Genomic DNA, 16,583 nt, shown 5'->3' with positions numbered 1-16,583 from the left:
ATAGCCTCAAGGCGCGGGCCGGGAATCCGGATGGATCGGGAACGACGCACACAACCCATCAAAGGCGAAAGCTGTTGATCGGCCCCCGTTTCCGCGCAGCCACGCTGATGGCCAGCCAGCAAGCGAGATACACACGACCCTGGTCAGGTAAATGGCTGCGCCGTAAGCACAAGGCATAGCCGACCACACGACAGAAAAACCCGGCACCGTGAAGGTGCTGATAATGACGACCAAACTTTCCGTGAGTCATGCATTTCTCCCTCGAAGACTGGTCTATAGACCACACCGATGAGTATGACCCTGATCTGGATCAGCCAGACATGACCAACCGGCACTGTCGGTTCTCGGTCGGGTGATCGATCGCGACGTTCCACTTTGGAACCCGTGCGCACATTGCCAAGCTCTCGTCGGCCACGCGAGGTACTTTCGTGGCATCAGCCGCCTCATATTGGTGCAATGGGAGGCAGTCCTTCGCACGACAGAGGCTTTTCACAAATCGATGTAGTGCGCAGCTTAGGTCAAGGTGGTCATGGAGCATGGACAGCTTGTTCCCGACCGAGCCGGCTCGACTGACGAGCGCGATCCGCGCATCTTATGCACAGCGGATTGAAATCAGCGTTCCGGTTTGTCGTCCCGATCAATTAGTATCCGCTCGGCGGCTCCGTCGAGATCTTCGTATTGACCGCTTCGCAATGCCCAGACGAAGCCGGACAGGCCCAATGCACCCAGAAAAAGGGCCACGGGTATGAGATAGAGTAAGGTCGTCACGAGGATTGTGCCGAATAGCTGACTGCGGAGCGTCTGACTTTTTGAATAACTTGCACCGTCGCATTCGCCATGAAGCCGTGCAAGCGCAATGCGTTTCCAATAACAAGCAGCGATGAGGCAGACATGGCAATCGCCGCTATCAAGGGCGTGACGTGCCCGAGGATGGCGATTGGTACTGCCACCGCATTGTAGACGATTGCGATTGCGATGTTCTGCCGGATCAGGTGTCCTGCCTTGCGCGAGACGCCCAGGGCGAGCGGCACCGCCAGGAGGCTTTCGCGCAGGAAGACGAAGTCTGCCGCGTTGCGGCCAATGTCGACGGCGGTGGCCGGTGCGATCGAGACATGCGCCACGCTCAGCGCCGGCGTATCGTTGAGGCCGTCGCCAACCATCAGAACCTTGTGCCCAACTTTCGCGAGGGTCTCGATGCGCTCGACCTTGCCCGATGGCAGCAGGCACGGAACGAAGTCGTCGATATCCAGCAGCTTTGCCACTTCGGCGCAGGCTGCGGCGGTATCGCCCGACAGCATTTCGATCGACACCCCGTCACCGTTCAACTGTTGGATGCCCGCTCCAGCGTCGGCGCGCAACGCATCCTCGAAAACGAAGGATGCGGCAATCATCCCGTTTCTCGTCAGGACCGTTCCGCCGTAGCCGTGTTTGCCTTCACCGCCAGTTCGAGCCTTCCAGCCGGCCCATCCGCGTCGACCCAGTCGCCAGGTGCTTCCCGCGTCAGTGGCTTCGATTCCAAACCCGGGATGCTCGGTCACAGTATCGAATTTGTGCTGCCCGCCAGGAGCGGCAAAACCGGCTATGGCCTTTGAAAACGGATGGCGGGAATGCGCAGCCATGTCGGCGGCGATTGCCAGCATCGCCGGATCAATCGAGTCCGCATTGACCAGCCGGGGCTGGCCGAGCGTGAGCGTGCCGGTCTTGTCGAACACGGCAGTATCGATCGCCGCGAGGCGCTCCATGGCCGAACCGTCCTTGACCATGATGCCGCTCTCGAAAAGCCGCCGCGCCGCGACCACCTGCACGATCGGCACCGCGAGGCCAAGCGCGCACGGGCATGTGATGATGAGAACGGCGATGGCGATCGTCATCGCCCGATGCCAGTCGCCGGTCGCCGCCATCCAGCCCAGGAATGTCACAAAGGCGGTGAGATGGACCACTGGGGCATAAAGCGCTGAAACGCGGTCGGCGATACGGCGATAGTGCGCGCGGCCGCCCTCGGCGGCCTCCATCAACCGGACCATTTCCGCGAGGAACGAATCCTTTGCGGCGGCTGTCGCCTCAATCGTCAGCGGGCCGGTAAGGTTGAGCACGCCGGCCTGTACTGCTTCGCCCGGCGCCACGTTTTTCGGCGTGCTTTCGCCTGAGGCCAGCGAGCAGTCGAGATCCGACGTTCCCTGGATGATCTTGCCGTCGACGGGGATCCTCTCACCGGCCGCGATCAACAACCGCATGCCTGGTTCGATCTCGCCGACCGGCAGATAGTCGCGCGCGCCGTCGCCGCGCATCACCATGGCGCCACGCGCGGCCAGCTGAGACAGGCCCTTCACGGCAGTCCGGGCACGCTCCCGCATCACATGATCCAGCGTGCGCCCGATCAAAAGGAAGAACAGCAGCGATACCGACGCGTCGAAATAGGCGTGGTCGCCATGATTGATCGTCTCATAGAGGCTCATGGCATAGGCGAGCGAAACACCGACCGCGATGGGCACGTCCATATTCATGCGACCATGGCGCAAAGCATTCCAGGCCGAACGGAAGAAGATTCCGCCGGCGAAGGCGAGGGCAGGAATGGCGATCAGCGCCGAGACCCAGTGAAACAGGTCGCGGGTAGCACCTTCGGCGCCGGACCAGACAGAGACCGAAAGCAGCATGATGTTGCCCGCCGCAAAGCCGGCAACAGCGACGGCGCGGATCAGTTCGGCAAGCGTCTTGTCCTTGTCATCGACCTCGGGTGTGAACAGATGCGCCTCGTAGCCCAGCCTGCCAAGCGCGGCGACGAAGGGTGGCACCTCGTCTCCTCGCCACCGGACCGCGACCCGCTTCGTCGACAGGTTGACGCGCGCGCTTTCGACGTGATCGAGCTTTCCAAGTGCCGCCTCGATCGTCTGGATGCAGGCGGCGCAATGAACCGTCGGCACTGAAAGATCGGTCTGCCGAAGATTGTCGCCAAGCGATCGGCTCGCCAACCTGATCTCCTGGCTGGATGGCAGGACCGACGTGGCGCCGTTCAGATCCAGCGCCATTTCAGCGCCCGGTGCACAACAGCTCATTGCAGCGCTCCATGGGAAATCATAATCCTGCGGACGTCGCGATAGGGTCGTGTCAGGCCGGCATCGGCGTCGACTTCGACGATCCAGACGCCGTCCTTCGGCATATGCTGGGCGGCGAACTCCTGGCCGGAGGCGAGGGCGAGCGTGACGGACTTGTCCTCTTTCTCGTAGGCGGGATGACGAAACAGCACCTTGACGCCGTGCAGAGGAACCGGCTTGCCGGCGGCGTCGGTGAGGCTGTAGCGGACTTCGCCCCATGCGATGGTCAGCTTGCCGGTCCAACCGAGCGCTGCTTGGGCGCGGCCGGCCTCGGCCTCCTTGTTGAATTGCTGGCTGGCCACATAGGTGTTCTCGACGACGAGGCCGGTCCAGCTCGTATTGGCGAGCGTGGCCATGGTCAGGTTGACGGCGATGACCACCCCGAAGAAGGTGAGAATGATGGCCAGCATGTGCCTGCCGGTGAATTCGCGAAGCTTTTGGGCATTGGCGGTCATTTGGCGGCCTCTGGCGCGTTGAATGTGGCGGTGTATTCGTTCGACTCGAAGCTCGCCTTATCCTCGACACGGAACTTGAAGGTCTGTGCCGGGGCGTGGATCTGGTCCGCGGGCTGGCGAACGAAGACCTTCAACGTTTTCAGGCGGTCGGGTTCGACCGGGATGGCGAAAGACCGGCCCGCCGGGATGTCGTCGCCGACGACGACCATGTCGGCACCCTTCAGACCCTGCATGGTGACGACGATTGTCCTTGGCTCAGGGATCATGTTGAGCAGCTTCACGGTATAGCCATTGCGGATGGAGCCATCGGATAGCGTGACGAATTGCGGATTGCGGTCATGCAGCACGTTCAGTTCGAGCCGATCGCGCGTCAGCAGCGAATAGAGCAGGCCCAGCCCGATCAGCGACCATAGGCCCATGTAGATGTAGGTGCGCGGCCGGAAGATCTTGCGAATGTGAAAATGCGCCACCTGATCGGAGAAGGTGCCGACAGCAGTCCTGACCAGCGACGGATTGATTGAACTGGAGCCGCCTGCGGTCGCCAGCATCATGTTGGCGTTGTAGTCGGAGAGCGTCGCGTAGGAGATCAGCCCGCGCTCCTTGCCGAGCTTGTCCATGACGCCGTCGCAGGCGTCGATACACAGCGCGCAGGTAATGCATTCGAGCTGCTGGCCGTCGCGAATGTCGATTCCCATTGGGCAGACCGCGACGCAGGCATTGCAGTCGACGCAGTCGCCGACGGACTGCCCCGAGGCTTGCACCTTCTTGGCGTGGCGCGATCGCGGCTCGCCGCGCCAGTCATTGTAGGTGACGGTGAGCGAATTCTCGTCGAGCATGGCTGCCTGGATGCGCGGCCATGGGCACATATAGGTGCAGACCTGTTCGCGCATCAGGCCGCCGAACGTGTAGGTGGTCGCCGTCAACACGGCGATGGTGATGTAGGCGACAGGTGCGGCGGTACCGGTGAAAAGCTCGCCCATAAGTGTCGGTGCATCAGCGAAATAGAAAATCCAGGCGCCGCCGGTCGCCGCAGCGATGACCAGCCAGACGGCATGCTTCGATACGCGCAGCATCAGCTTGCGGGCGGTCCAGGGACCAGCGTCAAGTTTCATTCGGGCGTTGCGGTCCCCCTCGATCGCACGTTCAACGAGAAGGAACAGATCGACCCACACGGTCTGCGGACATGCATAGCCGCACCAGGCACGGCCGACAGTCGAGGTAATCAGGAAAAGTCCAACGCCGGCCATGACCAATAGGCCGGCCACATAGAAGAATTCCTGCGGCCAGATCTCGATGAAGAAGAAGTAGAAGCGCCGATTGGCGACATCGAGCAGCACGGCCTGGTCCGGGGCAAATGGACCGCGAGCCCAAGGCAGCCACGCAGCCAGGTAATAGATGCCAAGGGTGATCGTCATCACCAGCCATTTGAAGCGACGAAAGTTGCCCGAGGCGCGCTTCGGAAAGATCTTTTGACGCGCGGCATAAAGGGGCTTGCGGGTTTTGGCGGAATTGACAGTTTCTGTTTCGAGCCGTGTCAACTGCGTCTTGTCACGCACGTGCAACTCCACTTTCCCAGCCAATGTCAGGGGCACCTGTCGAAAAGCCTCGCGGTAGGACAGCCTTGGCGGGTTGTGCAGATCGCATTAGGAATGGTGTCGAGGCCCGGCTCACGCCGGGCCTCGTCCGCTTGGCAGGGGGGACCGAAGAATAGGGCTTCCATTCCTATTCTCCGCCGCCAAGCGAATGGACATAAACTGCAAGTTCCTTGACCTTGATTTCGCCGAGACGGCCAACCCAGGCCGGCATGATACCCTGCTTTGGCGCACGAACCTGGGCGGCGATGGCCGTCTCGCCGGACCCGTAAAGCCAGATCGCGTCGGTCAGGTCGGGGGCGCCGAATTCCCTGTTGCCTTTTGCATTGTCGCCGTGACAGGCGACGCAGTTCTCGGCAAAGACCTTGGCGCCGGGTTGGATCAGACTTGCATCGCGGACCTTGCCGGAAAGGCTGGCCACGTAGGCGCTGACTTGTGCGATCTGGTCGGCGGCGATGATGTCGCCGAAGGCCGGCATTTCTGACAGTCGCGTGTCCGGATCGGAAGCAAAGCGGAGGCCGTGCGTGATCGTCTGCTGGATCTGGTCGGGGCTGCCGCCCCACAGCCAGTCATCGTCATTCAGGTTGGGAAAGCCCTTCGATCCCTGAGCGCCGGAGCCGTGGCATTGCGTACAGTTGACCTTGAACGCGGCAGCCCCGGCAGCGACCGCGAATTCGCGCAAGTCATCGTCAGTCAAGATCTCCGAGACGCTGTTTGCCTGGATGGCTGCAACATACTTGCCATTGGCGGCCTCGGCCGCGGCAAGGTCGTTCTTGACGTCCTTACGGCTTGAATAGCCGAGCATGCCCTTGGTTGCCGAGGTCAGCATCGGCCATGCCGGGTATGCGGTCGTATAGACGAGCGCCCACGCTATGGTGACGTAGAAGGTAATCACCCACCATCGCGGCAGAGGATTGTTGAGCTCCCTGATGCCGTCCCATTCATGCCCGGTGGTTGAGACGCCGGAGACCTCATCGATGTGCTCGTCGCTCATGATCACTCGTCCTCGAGCGGAATGCGGGCAGCTTCGTCGGCCAGCCTTCGGCTGCCGGGGCGTAGGGCAAAGGCGATGCACCCGACGAAGAACAGCGCCATCGCAACCAGGCCCCAGCTGTCGGCAAACGCCCGCATCAAATTGTAGGTCATCAGCGTTCTCCTCAGCGGTAGCCGGCGGCTTCGTCGTAATTTTTGAAGTCGACCAGTGTGCCAAGCATCTGCAGGTAGGCGAGCAGGGCATCCATTTCGGTGACCTGTTGCGGGTTGCCGTCGAAGTCGCCGATCTTGGCTTTGGGGTAACGCGCCTCAAGGCCTGATGTGTCGGCATTGGGATCGGCCTGCGCCGCCAAATCCGCATTGGCGTGCGCGATCATGTCATCGGTGTAAGGGACGGCTACACGCCTGTTGGCGATCAGATGCGTCGAGAAATCCTTCACGTCGATCGGCGTGTCTTTCAGGAACCCATAGCTCGGCATGATCGATTCCGGCACCACCGAGCGCGGGTCGGTAAGATGCGCGACATGCCATGCATTCGAGTAGCGGTCGCCAACCCTGGCGAGATCCGGCCCGGTGCGCTTCGATCCCCACTGGAACGGGTGATCGTACATGGACTCGGCAGCCAGGCTGTAGTGGCCATAGCGCTCAACTTCGTCGCGGAACGGCCTGATCATCTGGCTATGGCAGAGAAAGCAGCCCTCGCGCATATAGATGTTGCGCCCGACAAGTTCGAGCGGCGAATAGGGGCGCATCCCTTCCACCTTCTCGATCGTATTGTCGAGATAGAAGAGCGGCGCTATCTCGACGATACCGCCGACCGTCACCACGAGCAGCGAGCCAACGAGAAGAAGCGTGGCGTTCTTCTCGATGATTGCGTGTTTGTCCATCAAGCCCATCACCTGGCTCCTGATCGCGCAGGTCGGATGGCGACGGGGCTCGGCATCGGCTCCTCCTCGCGCTGGTGGCCGAGGATGGTCATGGTGATGTTCCAGGCCATGATCAGGGCGCCGGAGAGGTACATGGCCCCACCGATGGCGCGCATGACGTAGTATGGGTGCATGGCAGCGACGGTTTCGGCGAAGGAATAGACCAGGAAGCCCTGCTGGTCGTATTCACGCCACATCAGGCCCTGCATGATGCCTGACACCCACATGACCGAGGCGTAGACGACGATCCCGAGTGTCGCCAGCCAGAAGTGCCAGGTGACGAGCCGCAGCGAGTAGAGCCGGTGACGGTTCCAGAGCTTCGGCACCATGTAGTAGATTGCGCCGAACGAGATCATGCCAACCCAGCCGAGCGCGCCCGAATGGACGTGGCCGATGGTCCAGTCGGTATAATGCGACAGCGAATTAACCGCCCTGATCGCCATGATCGGGCCTTCGAAGGTCGACATGCCATAGAAGGCGACGGCCATCACCATCATGCGGATGATCGGATCGGTGCGCAGCTTGTCCCAGGCGCCGGACAGCGTCATCAGACCGTTGATCATGCCGCCCCATGACGGCATCCACAGCATGATCGAGAACGCCATGCCGAGCGTCTGCGCCCAGTCGGGCAAGGCGGTATAGTGCAGGTGATGCGGGCCAGCCCAGATGTAGAGAAAGATGATCGCCCAGAAATGGACGATCGACAGCCGGTACGAATAGACTGGCCGGTTCGCCTGCTTGGGCACAAAGTAATACATCATGCCGAGAAAGCCGGCGGTGAGGAAGAAGCCGACCGCGTTGTGGCCGTACCACCATTGCGTCAGCGCATCTTGGACACCGGAAAAGGCGGAGTAGCTCTTGGAGCCCAGGAACGAGACTGGCATCGACAGGTTGTTGACCACATGCAGCATCGCGATGGTCACGATGAAGGAGAGGTAGAACCAGTTGGCGACGTAGATGTGCGGTTCCTTGCGCTTCAGGATCGTGCCAAGGAATAGGATAAGGTAAGCGACCCAGACGATGGTCAGCCAGACATCCACATACCATTCGGGTTCGGCGTATTCGCGGCCCTCGGTGATGCCGAGCAGATAGCCGGTCGCGGCCATGACGATGAAAAGCTGGTAGCCCCAGAAGACGAACCAGGCGAGATCACCGCCGAAGAGGCGGGCGCGGCAGGTGCGCTGCACGACATATAGAGACGTGCAAAGCAGCGCGTTGCCACCGAAGGCGAAGACGACACCGGATGTATGCAGCGGCCGCAAACGGCCGAAATTGAACCAGGGCTGGATGTTGAGATCGGGATAGGCGAGCTGAAGCGCGATCACCACGCCGACCAGCATGCCGACGACACCCCAGAACACGGTGGCGATCGCGCCGTAGCGGATCGGACCGTCCATGTGAGCGGATGGGTCGATCGGAGCTGCTGGCTTGAACTCCGTGTTGCGCAACAGGATCGCAGTGAAACCAGCCACTGCGAAGAACAACACCCACATATGTCGGCGGAAAGGTTCATCCACGCCGAAGCCGGCGGCCACCAGGGCCGCAAAAGCGAACACGCTTAGAAGGACGATCTCAGTGCCGAATTTCATTGCAGATCCCGATCTCGAATCTGGTGGATGCCAAATCCGCAGCGCACTAATTGCGCAGCCGCCGCCCCCTCGCCCTGATCTATGTCAGGCCGCACGATTTTGTGTCGGCGGCGCAATCAGCAGGTGGCGAATGAACGAGGAACGCAGCGCGGGCTCACCCCCTCATGGACAAGGGAGGCGTTCCCTGGGTTGGGCGGGCGCAGACGCGATCGATTGAGGCGAAAGCTGAGGCTCTGCGACGCGTTGGATGCTATTGCCGATGCCCTACCAAACGTTGTTCGAATCCCATTGGAAACGAACGCGATCGTTCGGCCGAGCCGTGGCAGCTTAAGGACCGTGCTTCGCCGGTATGTGCCGAAATACACCTGGCGATTGGTCATCGTCCCTATCAAAGCCCGAAAGCTGTCACGACCGTGACGCCGCTTCTTCGAAGGCGCGGCGAGATCGCATTAGAAGGCAAACACGGCCCGCCCCGGAGCCATGCGACATGGGCCTCGCCGCTTAGGGCCGCTCGCGTCCGCCGCCACAGCGCTTCTCCAGACGGCTTATGCTGTCCACCGTCACATGGCGTGCGTTCTCAATCCGAATCACCCCGTCAGCCCGCAATCGCGTCAGTTGGCGGCTCACGGTTTCGTTGGTAATTCCAAGGAAATCAGAGATTTCGGCACGCGTCAGCGGCAGATCGAAGGACGCTGACCTGGAAGCCGCGTCGAGACTGGAATCGATATTCCGGGCCATCATGAGGAGAAAACTCGCCACCTTTTCCGGAGCTGTCTTGCGCCCCAGCGTCACCATCCACTCGCGCGCCTCATCGAGTTCATTCAGCGTCTGTTCGAGCAGGCGATGCTCGAATTCCCGTGACGCCTTCATCATCCGTTCGACGGCCGCTCGCGGAAACGAGCACAGCGTGACTGCTGTTGCCGCTTCCGCATTGATCGAGCTTTCCACCTTGAAAGGACGTCCCAGAAAATCCGGTGCAAACTGGAGACCGACGATCTGCTGGCGCCCATCCGACAGGCTCTTTGATAGCTTTACCACGCCTGAAAGCACGTTCGAGTAGCTGTCGACGTTCTGTGCCTCGCCGGTCAACTCCATTCCTGACTCGATCCGGCGACGCGAGCAAGTCTTGGCGAGCCCAACCAAATTGTCTGGATCGAGCGCACCGCAGACACCGCGACGCCGTGCCTCGCAAGGGAGGCAAAGAACAGGAATGCCGGAAGTATGAATGTCTTGCCGAAAGGTCATGCGTTCGCTTTACCCGATCCTAACTGCCGGCAGGATACCCATCCAGGGTAGAGAAGTCCTGCGGCGGTTTGTCCATGCGCGCGGCTGATCGAGATCAGGGTCTGCTTCAGCGATGCGTGCAGTGTTCGGCGGGCAACACGGTGAACGCGAGATGCAATCGGAAATAGCTGTCAAACTCAGCGAGAACGTCCCACGCTACACCAGCTATCCGACGGCGCCGCATTTCCATTCCGGGGTCGATGCTGCCATTTACCGTGGCTGGTTGGAGGCGCTGGAAAGTGGCGACGAAATCTCGCTGTATTTGCACATTCCTTACTGCGACAAGCTCTGCTGGTTCTGCGCCTGCCACACCAAGCAGACGCACCAATATGAGCCGGTGGCCGCTTATCTGCGCTCGCTGAATGCCGAAATCGTCACGATTGCCGGTCTGGTGAGCGGCAAGGCACATGTCCGTGCAATCCACTTCGGTGGCGGTTCGCCAACGATGCTGAGGCCCGATGACATGGTTGCTCTTGGAGCGGCCTTGCGGGACAGCTTCGACCTTCTCCCGGATGCTACGGTCAGCATCGAAATCGGAACCAACGACATGGACAAGGCGCGCCTTGATGCGCTTGCTCAAATCGGCGTAACGCGGGCGAGCCTCGGCGTGCAGGATTTCGATCCGCAAGTGCAAAAAGCAATTAATCGTGAGCAAAGTTTTTTGCAGACCAAGGCAGTCGTCGACGGGGTTCGTTCGCGGGGCGTTGAATCGGTCAATCTGGACCTGCTCTACGGGCTCCCGAATCAGACACGCGAGACGATCTGTTCCACGGTGGCGCAGGCACTGACCTTGGAACCAGACCGGATGGCTCTGTTCGGCTACGCACATGTGCCCTGGTTCAAGAAGCATCAGACGATGATCGACGAGGCATGGCTGCCGAGTCCCACCGAGCGTTTCGCCCAATCTCAACTCGCGGCGCGGGCAATTGTCGCCAAGGGATATGAGGCAATAGGACTCGATCATTTCGCGAAGCCCGACGATGCGCTGGCCATAGCGGCCCGCGCAGGGGTTTTGCATCGCAATTTTCAGGGCTACACCGAGGATCGCTGCCCGACACTGATCGGACTTGGCCCTTCGTCCATCGGTCGTTTTCGCCAAGGCTACGTGCAGAACATGGCTTCGACTGCCGGGTACGGGCGCATGGTTGCGGATGGCGGGTTGGCTGCCGTCCGGGGCGTTGCCCTTTCCGACGACGATCGCGTCCGTGGCTGGATAATCGAGCGGCTGATGTGTGATTTTGCCTTCTCGGCAGTCGATCTGGTGGAGCGGTTCGGCAAAGCCGGCGAGAAGCTCCTTCATCGCTCAAGGTCCATCGCCCTCCACGATCCTGCCCGAGCGCTTGAATTCGATGGCGACAGTTTCGTCGTACGGGCTGAAAGTCGCCCCTTCGTTCGAACCATCGCGGCCAAGTTCGATACATATTTCAAAGGGGGAACGGCGAGGCACTCGGTGGCGGTCTGAGCAAAGCACAGTGCGCTCGCCGTTTGGTCGATCGCGAACCAGCTGCGTTTCATTTTGACCGCTCATAGGCGACTACCGCATCCAATCGAAAATGCAAACTTAGGCTGTTGCGCGGTATTTCCTTCCACATCCTCTCTTACGCATACCTGCATTCCAAGGTGTTTGATCCTATGCTTCGCGAGGAGCAGGTAGGCCGCGACAGCTAGGCAATGTTCCAGCTGCCTCTAGCGGAGGAGTCACGATTTTTCGGCAAGCTCCGTCGGCAGACCTTCTTTTCGGGCCTTGGCAAAGGCTCGGTCGCCTTCCAGAAACGCCGCCAGCATGAAAGGGATGAGTTCTGCCACGGTTTCAGACTGACGATAGGTCTGACGGTAAAGTGCAGCATACTCCTTGAGTGTTTGGCCCAGCTCCGCGCTGACGGTAATGGTGATCTTCGAAGCTGTTCGGTCTGGAAGCTTTCCAAGTTTCAGGTCAGCCATGGTAACTCCTGATCAACTCGCGTATGGCCGCAGCACGATGTCCTTGTGCACGATGACGCGCAGTGGCCAACCTGGGCGGACGATGATGGTGGGCTGGATATTGAGGTTTTTTTCGGTGATGCGCTGGCCGGCTCGACTGGCGTTCTGCTGGGCTGATTCCCGGATCGCCTTGACCAGATCGCTCTCGTTTTCGCCGAGGCTGAATTCCGTGCCGACACCGAGCAATGTGGCAAGCGCCACCCCCTTGATCAGCTGCCAGGTGTGGAAATCGACTTTGTCTTCCAGCCCTGCGTAGCCGGCGGTGTCGCTCGCGGGCAGATTGTCGATTTCGACCGACGAGCCGTCGGGCAGCAGAATGCGCTGCCAGACCAGCAGCGCTCGCTTTTGCCCGAACGCGACGACGCTGTCGTAGACGCCGATAAGACGTGAGCCCTGCGGAATCAGCAATATGTTGCCCGTGACCGTGTCGTGCACATTCTCGGTGACTTGCGCGACGACAAGGCCCGGCAAATCGGAATTGATGCCGGTGATCAGGCTGGCGGCAATCACGCTGCCAGCCATCAGTTGATACGGCGAGATCGGCGTCTGCAGCGCATGCGGATTGTAGATCCCGCCAGTGCTCCGCTGGCTGAGGAAATCAAGCTTTCGCTGCTGATTGTTCTGGTCGCTTTCCGCCGGCGCCACCGAGGCTGACGCGCGTGCTGCTTCGGATTGGGGAAGTGCCTCAAATGGATGCTGAGCAGTTTGCACGCTCTCACCGACATCTGTCTGTTGAGCTCGATTTTCGACGCGGAAAAGCACCTGCGATTCACGCGCTTCGATCGCCTGCTGCGCTAGACGCTGCTCCTCGGCCGAGATGTCTTGGCCCGGCACGATGCCGAGCTGGCGCTGCCGCTCGAGGATGGGGCGACCGAGGTCGCCCGGCAAAGGTGGCCCAAGGACGGGAGACTTCGGCTTCATGCCGGAATAGTCATGGGGAAGCGTATCGAGTCCCTCGACGGTTGGTTTGCGCTCAGTGCTGTAGAGATCTTCCGCCTGATCCCTGATGCGAAGGGCCGGCCCCTGGAGCGCCATCATGGCAACGCCGAACACAGCGCCGGATCCGAGCGCTGCGATCGCGATGATCACACCGCGCCTGAACCGCACCACGCGGCGGGGAGAGGCCCGAAGCTGCAGTTCCTCGGGATCCAGTTTCGGCGGGATGCCAGAGCGGGAATTTTCGATCATGAGCCCTCACCTCACCGGCTGGAACGCGAAAAGAGCGAGATCCGCCGTAGCGGTTGGCTGTCGTCAATCCTGCTGATGCGGATCACCTGCTGCTGCTTGGTGCCGAGGCGAAGTTCGGCCGCGGCGAAGAGCCGATCGACGATGTAATAGTTGCCGCGCACGCGATAGTTGACGAGCTCGCTGCTCCCATCTGCGCCGACGATGAAGAGTGGTGGCGCCTCGCCCTGATCTATGCGACGAGGGAACTCAATATAGACCTTGCTGCCGTCGTCGAAGGCTCGCGTCGGTCTCCAGGGCGGTGTGTCGCCACTGATCGAGTAGCGAAAGCGAAGGTTTTCGAGCGCGATATTCGACGCGACCGGTGTAACTGCCTCGGCTTGAGCATTGCGCTGGCGAAGCGCGATGATCTGGTCTTGGCTGTAGGTCCAGGAGATTGCCGCCATTGCTGTCTTCTCGGTGCTTTGAAGCTGCAAATGATAGGTCCGCCGGTCCGTCGTAATGACGACATTGGTGGCAAGACCCGGCGCGAAGGGTTTCACCAGAACATGGGTGCGCTGATTGTCACCGGTGCCGCTTGCAGTATCGCCTATGACCCAGCGCACGGTGTCGCCAGCCGACACGGCGGTTAGTTTCTCGCCCGGCTGCAGAGCGATGTCGGTCACGCGCTCCGGCGCGGCATAGAGCTGATAAAGCGCGCCATCGGTGAAGGGGTAGACTTGCACGGCATTAACATACCCGTACTTGGTGGGTTGCTGGGTCGCGGCTTTGTTGGCATCAGCGACGCGTTCTTCAGGGGGGCGCTTGTCCTCGGCCTTGCCGGGCTCGGGCTGCAATTGGCCAGGCAGCGGCAGTGGTTTTGGCACCTCGACAATTCTAATCGGCCTCTCCGGCGCCTTCTCGATCGCGGCCGGTTTGAAGTCAGCAGCGTCATAGGAAATCTCAGGCGGCGGCACCTTCTTCGATGCACAAGCGGAAACGACCGCTGCCGACACCGATAGGATCAGCACGGCACGAATCGGTGACATTTTATCTTTCATTGGTGGACTCCGTCGGAGAAAGGGGGGGTGGGACGGCGCTGTCGAGCTCGCGTGACCAGTCAATGGCGTTGATGAAGACGCCGAGCGGATTCTTGCGCAGCTGATCCGTATTGCTTGGCGAGCGGATCACGATCGTGAGGATCGCAGTCCAGCGCATCGTGCTGGCAAGGCTTCCGCGCTCAAACACCTGCTCGGTCCATTTGACCTGGAATGAACTTTCGGAGGCCCTGACCACGCTGGTGACCTGTACCGAGACACTGCGCGTTCCGATCTGACCGAAGGGGTCGTTCGCCTTGGCGTATTCGTTGAGGAAGAGCGCTGCGCGATCGCTAGCAAAGTCGTAAGCTGCCAACCAGTTCTGCCGTACCAAAACCGGATCGGTGGAAACGGAACGGACATTCTGGATGAAGCGGCCGAGATGCCAGGCGATCTGAGCATCCGAGGGCTCATAATTCCGGATTGCCGGCGCGACGGCGCGCGTCTCGCCGAAGCCATCGACCTCGACGACGTAAGGCACGACACGGCTTTGCATCGACTGCCATACGAGTCCGCCGGAAAGTCCGGTCGCCAAGGCCAGGCACCCAAGGGCCATGAGCCGCCAGTTCCTGGCCTGCAGTCGAGATGAGCCGATGCGCTCGTCCCACAGCTGGGCGGCTTTTTGATAGGGCGTGACCGGTTCGGGTGTTTTGCCGTAACGGTGCACGGGTCGCTTGAAGAGCATCTAGTCATCCTTGTCGTTGAGAGAGGGGTTGGCGCTGCCTCCCGGCCGGTCTCCGTCTCGGACAGCTTGCATGGCAGCGTGGCGATGTGCACGGGCGGTCTGTTCAGAACGTAGGCGCCTTGCCCACGTCGGCGCCGAAACAGTGGCCGAACCGGCAGAGCGTTCGGTCATTGACGCGGTCGGCGTGCCGCCGGTCGCGGTCCACGCGGCATCGCGCCCGGCATCGGCGTTGCGCCCAACACTTGCAGTGGCGGATCGCGCTACGCGTATAGCGGCGCCGCCAGCGGCACTGGTTACACCATGCATTCCAGCAGCCACACCGGAGAGGCCAACGTCGGGCGAGGTTGCGCGCCCGATCTGCCAGGACGTGGAAGCAGCCGATCCCATTGTTGTGCCGGCGCGGATGGCGGCGAGACCGCCGCTGGTTGCCATACGCGCGCCAGAAAATGCCGTGCCTCCAGCAACGAGTGATACACCCGCTGCCGCCGCGGTCGTGCCGAGGGCGGCGCCCGCGCCAAGCTGCGGTGCGCCTGAGACAAGACCCGACGCGATCCCCGGCCCAAAAATGCCAAGGCCAAGCAGTGCCAGTGCGCCCAGTACCTGGGACATGGCAGCGGCCAGATCCGGCTCCTTGCCTTGCAATGCGGAAGCGAACTCCCCGAAGAGCGTGGAGCCGATGCCGACAATGACGGCGAGCACCATCACCTTGATGCCTGACGAGATAACATGGCCGAGCACGCGTTCGGCCAGGAAGGCTGAACGGTTCCAAAGTGCGAATGGAACCAAAACAAAACCTGCCAGCGTGGTGAGCTTGAACTCAAGGATGGTGATGAAAAGCTGGATGGAAAGGATGAAGAAGGCGATGATGACCAGGAACCAGGCCATCAGCAGCACGAAGATGGTCAGTGCGTTGCCGAAGATTTCCGGGAAGCCCAGGAGCTGACTGGCTTGGTCAAGCATTGGCCAAGCACCTTCGAAACCGGTCGCGGCAATGCGGCCCGGGCGCAAGAGATTGTCTGCCGACAGATTGCCGGCCGACGCCTTAATCCCGAGACCGGCAAAAGAACGATAAACGATATCGGCGAGGTTCTTGAAATTGTTCAGGATGAAGGCGAAGACGCCAACATAGAGCACCTTGCGGACAGGCCGGCCGAGAACGCTGGTTTCGTCGCCGAGCGCCCACGCCAGGCCGGCAAGTGTGATGTCAATGCCGATCAGAATGGTAGTGAGGAAGGCGACGTCGCCCGATAGCAGACCGAACCCGCTGTCGATGTAGCGGATGAAGGTCTCCATGAAGCGATCGATGACGCCAAGGTCGTTCATGCCGCTGCCTTCCTCGTCGTGATGAACTCGTGATTAATTGCCGGGATAAGCCGAGCCGGTACCCAAGAATCGCTTCGTCATCTCGCGGGCGGCTTCCTCTGACTGGGCCTTGCGGGCGGCATCCTCGGCCTCAGCTCGAAACTGCGTTGCGAGCAGCGTCTGGATCTGCATCTGCTGCTTTGTCGAAAGCGCCATCAGCTGGTTGGTGGCCTGGCTTGCCTGAAGCGCACCGGCCGCCCCTTGGCTGCGGTTGACGAGATCGGCGAGCAGATCGCCGTCGGCGCGGACGTTCTCGACGATTTGCGACTGGACCCCCATGGTCTGGCGGAACGCCTGCATGGCGGTTTGCCAACGCTCGCGCGCAGCACTCGCCACATCGCTGACCTTGATCGTGGCGTCGTAG

At 60.9% G+C, this 16,583-nt stretch carries 15 protein-coding genes and 1 pseudogene; 1 reads left to right on the top strand and 15 read right to left on the bottom strand.

Features of this window, described 5'->3' with window-relative positions; all coding sequences use genetic code 11:
- Nucleotides 1–612: 612 nt before the first annotated feature.
- The 9 genes from ccoS to EOB36_RS10425 form a co-directional block, all read right to left on the bottom strand.
- Complete coding sequence (gene ccoS / locus EOB36_RS10465) at nucleotides 613–768, bottom strand: cbb3-type cytochrome oxidase assembly protein CcoS (protein ID WP_095488533.1); 156 nt, start codon at nucleotides 766–768, stop codon at nucleotides 613–615.
- Nucleotides 765–3,053 carry a cation-translocating P-type ATPase gene (locus tag EOB36_RS10460; RefSeq protein ID WP_095488534.1) on the bottom strand — a complete coding sequence of 763 codons (2,289 nt, stop codon included), beginning with the start codon at nucleotides 3,051–3,053 and terminating at the stop codon, nucleotides 765–767. The genes ccoS and EOB36_RS10460 overlap by 4 nt, the downstream gene beginning before the upstream one ends.
- Nucleotides 3,050–3,547, bottom strand: a complete 498-nt coding sequence (locus EOB36_RS10455; protein ID WP_095488535.1) for a FixH family protein — start codon at nucleotides 3,545–3,547, stop codon at nucleotides 3,050–3,052. Before EOB36_RS10455 ends, EOB36_RS10460 begins: the two co-directional genes overlap by 4 nt.
- Nucleotides 3,544–5,103: a cytochrome c oxidase accessory protein CcoG gene (gene ccoG, locus EOB36_RS10450; RefSeq protein WP_095488560.1), complete on the bottom strand. Its 1,560-nt coding sequence runs from the start codon at nucleotides 5,101–5,103 to the stop codon at nucleotides 3,544–3,546. Before ccoG ends, EOB36_RS10455 begins: the two co-directional genes overlap by 4 nt.
- Before the next feature lie 166 nt (nucleotides 5,104–5,269).
- Nucleotides 5,270–6,133, bottom strand: a complete 864-nt coding sequence (gene ccoP, locus EOB36_RS10445) for a cytochrome-c oxidase, cbb3-type subunit III (RefSeq protein WP_095488536.1) — start codon at nucleotides 6,131–6,133, stop codon at nucleotides 5,270–5,272.
- Between the two features lie 2 nt (nucleotides 6,134–6,135).
- Nucleotides 6,136–6,285 (bottom strand): cbb3-type cytochrome c oxidase subunit 3, encoded by a 150-nt coding sequence (locus EOB36_RS10440; RefSeq protein ID WP_024502864.1) that lies wholly within the window; start codon nucleotides 6,283–6,285, stop codon nucleotides 6,136–6,138.
- 11 nt (nucleotides 6,286–6,296) lie between these two features.
- Nucleotides 6,297–7,028 carry a cytochrome-c oxidase, cbb3-type subunit II gene (ccoO, locus tag EOB36_RS10435; protein WP_095488537.1) on the bottom strand — a complete coding sequence of 244 codons (732 nt, stop codon included), beginning with the start codon at nucleotides 7,026–7,028 and terminating at the stop codon, nucleotides 6,297–6,299.
- Entirely contained in the window at nucleotides 7,028–8,647 is a 1,620-nt protein-coding gene (gene ccoN, locus EOB36_RS10430; protein WP_095488538.1) for a cytochrome-c oxidase, cbb3-type subunit I, read from the bottom strand. Before ccoN ends, ccoO begins: the two co-directional genes overlap by 1 nt.
- Before the next feature lie 501 nt (nucleotides 8,648–9,148).
- Nucleotides 9,149–9,892, bottom strand: a complete 744-nt coding sequence (locus EOB36_RS10425) for a Crp/Fnr family transcriptional regulator (RefSeq protein WP_095488539.1) — start codon at nucleotides 9,890–9,892, stop codon at nucleotides 9,149–9,151.
- A gap of 151 nt (nucleotides 9,893–10,043) precedes the next feature.
- Between EOB36_RS10425 and hemN the strand changes: the two genes are divergently transcribed.
- On the top strand, nucleotides 10,044–11,393 hold the full coding sequence (hemN, locus tag EOB36_RS10420) for an oxygen-independent coproporphyrinogen III oxidase (RefSeq protein ID WP_091595897.1): 1,350 nt from the start codon (nucleotides 10,044–10,046) through the stop codon (nucleotides 11,391–11,393).
- 236 nt (nucleotides 11,394–11,629) lie between these two features.
- Here hemN and EOB36_RS10415 read toward each other — a convergent pair whose 3' ends face one another.
- The 6 genes and pseudogenes from EOB36_RS10415 to EOB36_RS10390 all read right to left on the bottom strand — a co-directional run.
- Complete coding sequence (locus EOB36_RS10415; RefSeq protein ID WP_029354949.1) at nucleotides 11,630–11,872, bottom strand: DUF2274 domain-containing protein; 243 nt, start codon at nucleotides 11,870–11,872, stop codon at nucleotides 11,630–11,632.
- 12 nt (nucleotides 11,873–11,884) lie between these two features.
- On the bottom strand, nucleotides 11,885–13,099 hold the full coding sequence (locus EOB36_RS10410) for a TrbI/VirB10 family protein (RefSeq protein ID WP_095488540.1): 1,215 nt from the start codon (nucleotides 13,097–13,099) through the stop codon (nucleotides 11,885–11,887).
- An 11-nt stretch (nucleotides 13,100–13,110) separates the two neighbouring features.
- The gene (trbG, locus tag EOB36_RS10405; RefSeq protein WP_164897493.1) at nucleotides 13,111–14,124 is read right to left on the bottom strand and encodes a P-type conjugative transfer protein TrbG; all 1,014 of its coding nucleotides are present in this window, start codon (nucleotides 14,122–14,124) and stop codon (nucleotides 13,111–13,113) included.
- Between the two features lies 1 nt (nucleotide 14,125).
- On the bottom strand, nucleotides 14,126–14,857 hold the full coding sequence (gene trbF / locus EOB36_RS10400; protein ID WP_029354943.1) for a conjugal transfer protein TrbF: 732 nt from the start codon (nucleotides 14,855–14,857) through the stop codon (nucleotides 14,126–14,128).
- A complete protein-coding gene (gene trbL / locus EOB36_RS10395) occupies nucleotides 14,858–16,180 on the bottom strand; it encodes a P-type conjugative transfer protein TrbL (protein WP_095488542.1) in 1,323 nt (440 codons plus the stop codon). It lies immediately after the preceding gene.
- 33 nt (nucleotides 16,181–16,213) lie between these two features.
- Nucleotides 16,214–16,583: pseudogene (locus tag EOB36_RS10390) on the bottom strand (P-type conjugative transfer protein TrbJ); the annotation flags it as partial.

This window comes from Mesorhizobium sp. M6A.T.Cr.TU.017.01.1.1 (genome assembly GCF_004023115.1).
GTDB lineage: Bacteria > Pseudomonadota > Alphaproteobacteria > Rhizobiales > Rhizobiaceae > Mesorhizobium > Mesorhizobium mediterraneum.
Note: the sequence above shows the minus strand (reverse complement) of the source record. Positions and strands in the feature narration are given on the sequence as shown.

Coding starts and splice junctions, on each gene's coding strand:
- EOB36_RS10460 (WP_095488534.1), bottom strand. CDS start 3,053: ATGAGCTGTTGTGCACCGGGCGCTGAAATGGCGCTGGATCTGAACGGC.
- EOB36_RS10455 (WP_095488535.1), bottom strand. CDS start 3,547: ATGACCGCCAATGCCCAAAAGCTTCGCGAATTCACCGGCAGGCACATG.
- ccoP (WP_095488536.1), bottom strand. CDS start 6,133: ATGAGCGACGAGCACATCGATGAGGTCTCCGGCGTCTCAACCACCGGG.
- EOB36_RS10440 (WP_024502864.1), bottom strand. CDS start 6,285: ATGACCTACAATTTGATGCGGGCGTTTGCCGACAGCTGGGGCCTGGTT.
- ccoO (WP_095488537.1), bottom strand. CDS start 7,028: ATGGGCTTGATGGACAAACACGCAATCATCGAGAAGAACGCCACGCTT.
- ccoN (WP_095488538.1), bottom strand. CDS start 8,647: ATGAAATTCGGCACTGAGATCGTCCTTCTAAGCGTGTTCGCTTTTGCG.
- EOB36_RS10425 (WP_095488539.1), bottom strand. CDS start 9,892: ATGACCTTTCGGCAAGACATTCATACTTCCGGCATTCCTGTTCTTTGC.
- hemN (WP_091595897.1), top strand. CDS start 10,044: ATGCAATCGGAAATAGCTGTCAAACTCAGCGAGAACGTCCCACGCTAC.
- EOB36_RS10415 (WP_029354949.1), bottom strand. CDS start 11,872: ATGGCTGACCTGAAACTTGGAAAGCTTCCAGACCGAACAGCTTCGAAG.
- EOB36_RS10410 (WP_095488540.1), bottom strand. CDS start 13,099: ATGATCGAAAATTCCCGCTCTGGCATCCCGCCGAAACTGGATCCCGAG.
- trbG (WP_164897493.1), bottom strand. CDS start 14,124: ATGTCACCGATTCGTGCCGTGCTGATCCTATCGGTGTCGGCAGCGGTC.
- trbF (WP_029354943.1), bottom strand. CDS start 14,857: ATGCTCTTCAAGCGACCCGTGCACCGTTACGGCAAAACACCCGAACCG.
- trbL (WP_095488542.1), bottom strand. CDS start 16,180: ATGAACGACCTTGGCGTCATCGATCGCTTCATGGAGACCTTCATCCGC.